Genomic DNA, 2,481 nt, shown 5'->3' with positions numbered 1-2,481 from the left:
TGCTGCGTTAACAGTAGCAGTCGCGAATACCAGAGCGATAAGAGAACCAGGATATAATTTATTCATAACTTAAAACTACCATTGTTGACATTACTTGGGTGATTTTATATGTGTGTTACAAAAAAACGCACATATAAAACATTTATGAAAGCATGTTTTATTTATTTTATAAAACCACTTAATCTACTTCATTTTCAGGAACTTTGTATGTCAAAAACAACTACCTGAAAGATCTTCCACCCTCCTGTCTTCCTTTACATTTAAAAAAGAAGATACAAAAAAATAAGTACCGCCTGACTTCTTTTTAAAGAATAACAAACTAAACCGGACAAAAAAACAATCAACTTTGGTTTCCAGGACTAAAAAAACAAACCAAAACAAAATAAAAAACCATAGTAACCAAAATTTTTAGGCTAAAAACACGCTGTTTTTAATTCAGTAGCATCATCGTTCGATTTATTAGTTGATAATGTCTTTTATATGATAATAAATTGTCTATTTTTATCATTTACGCAACCTGAATTTTATATAAAGCCATCTAAAATTCCGATTAACTCTGGTGAGAAATTATTTCCCCCGCTCTAAATTACTTATTATTAGGCACTTAATTAATAAGTATCGTAATAATTATCAGGTTAGATAACTATCAGATCGGTCTTTCACTTTAAACATCTGATACAAGTCGTAGGCTCTTAATTAAAGAAATCTTGCGTCCCCAATGACGCATTGTCTGTTTTCTGTACTTACCTTATATTGTCGGTTATAACGCCCGGCCTGGTTAAGCAAAGAGATAAATTACGCGATATGGGAAATGTGGTTTTCCATAAGGATGTTTCCCGAAAAAAAGAAGGTCGTCGAATGGCATCGATAGAGTTCACTCTTGACTTGTTTTGTGTTACGAACGATGCAGAGGTGATTCCTCCACAATCGGGGACATCATCATGGTAGTGGGCGCATTGCCCTCCACCTTAGTGATTCAAATCCGGCCCGACCATACATCTGGTGTTTCATATTACTCACGGTTCTTTATTACCCACACCGTCAGCATATTTTCGGTACCAGGCAAATCTTCCCCTGCGCCAGACACTGGCATCACAAACGGAATTGAACTCTCGACGTCTGAGGCTGTCAGATACAGGTCATATACTGCCGGGGTGCACATGTGCATCCTGAATAAATTAATATGATCCAGGCGGCAGCAGCTCCTTGCTCAATAACTGAGGTCAGCCGGGACTGCAGCCATTGTTCAATATCTGATTGTATAATCTGTAAACATGACACTGATACCTGCAAAACTAACAACCAGAACCCTTCTGGCGTTATCTTTATTCCTTACTGTCAGTCTGCCCGGACAAGCAACCGTCACCCTGACGGAAGGCAGACAGTTTACAAAGCTGGATAACCCGGTAAAAGAGGCTCCACCGGTCGTGGAATTTTTCTCGTTCTACTGCCCTGCATGCAGCAGCTTCTACAGCCCTTATAAAGTCAGCAAAAATATTGAAACCATACTGCCGGAAGGCGTGAAAGTTGAGAAATATCACGCCAGTTTTATGGGAGCGATGGGAAAACAGCTTACTGAAGCCTGGTCTGTCGCCAGAGCCCTTGGCGTGGAAGACAAAGTGGAAGGCCCCCTGTTTGAAGCCATTCTGAAACACCGTTCGGTAAAAAACGAAGATGATATCAGAGCGGTATTTATTCAGGCTGGCGTGGATGCCGGTGAATTTGATGCCGCCAGAAACAGCTTTATGGTAAAAACGATGACTGCTCGTCAGGAACAGGCTGCTGAAGAATTTGGTCTTACCGGAACGCCGGCTTTTTATGTCAACGGTAAATACCAGATTAAAAACAACGGCATTAAAGACGGCTCCACAGAAGGTTACGGAAAGGAATTTGCTGACGTTGTGCGTCAACTAATGGAAACAAATCCCTGACATCCTCAGGGAATTATACAGGCTCTGTTTCTGTCACCACAGCTCAACCCGACCGTCGGAGCCTGTTTATGATATCTGCACGGACTAATCAGATACCTGCAGTTCACACGACTGTATCCCCGAATGAGCGTTCTGTTTCCTTCAGGACAGAATACGTTTTCTCGCGCGCTGCACGGGGCATCCGGCGCTCAGAACAACGAGTCCATATTTCCGGCAGGTAGCCGGGCTTAATTATCGTTGCCATAATTTTATAACGCGCGACCATCATTAACACTCTGATACCTGTTAATACACCATAGACTGAGTTATCACTGGTGACATAAGTGCGAATAAAATCAACTGAGAAGCAATAATTTATGCGATAATATTTCAGATTCAGCCTAATCATTGATATCAGTGACCGAAAGAAAACCATAATCGGCTGCGCCGGGAACCACAATACGCTGATCAATATCTATAGACCACCGACACATTCTGAACTCCGCGCTCCCCCCGTCCAAACTCCAGTCGCTGCACATTCACCATCCCAGCCTTCTCAGCAGCGCTGACA

At 42.0% G+C, this 2,481-nt stretch carries 2 protein-coding genes; one reads left to right on the top strand and one right to left on the bottom strand.

Translation table 11 applies throughout. From position 1 onward, the window contains the following. Positions 1 to 1,274 precede the first annotated feature (1,274 nt). Entirely contained in the window at positions 1,275 to 1,931 is a 657-nt protein-coding gene (locus FEK47_RS24925) for a DsbA family protein (RefSeq protein WP_135487908.1), read from the top strand. A 103-nt stretch (positions 1,932 to 2,034) separates the two neighbouring features. On the opposite strand, the gene FEK47_RS24920 is transcribed toward FEK47_RS24925, so the two are convergent. Then, positions 2,035 to 2,175, bottom strand: coding sequence for a DUF1187 family protein (locus FEK47_RS24920; protein ID WP_240727926.1), 141 nt, complete (start codon positions 2,173 to 2,175; stop codon positions 2,035 to 2,037). Between the last annotated feature and the right edge of the window lie 306 nt (positions 2,176 to 2,481).

The sequence above is a fragment of the Escherichia sp. E3659 genome (genome assembly GCF_005781135.1).
Classification (GTDB): Bacteria; Pseudomonadota; Gammaproteobacteria; order Enterobacterales; family Enterobacteriaceae; genus Escherichia.
The sequence above is the reverse complement of the archived record's forward strand: the minus strand, read 5'-3'. Positions and strand labels throughout refer to the sequence as shown.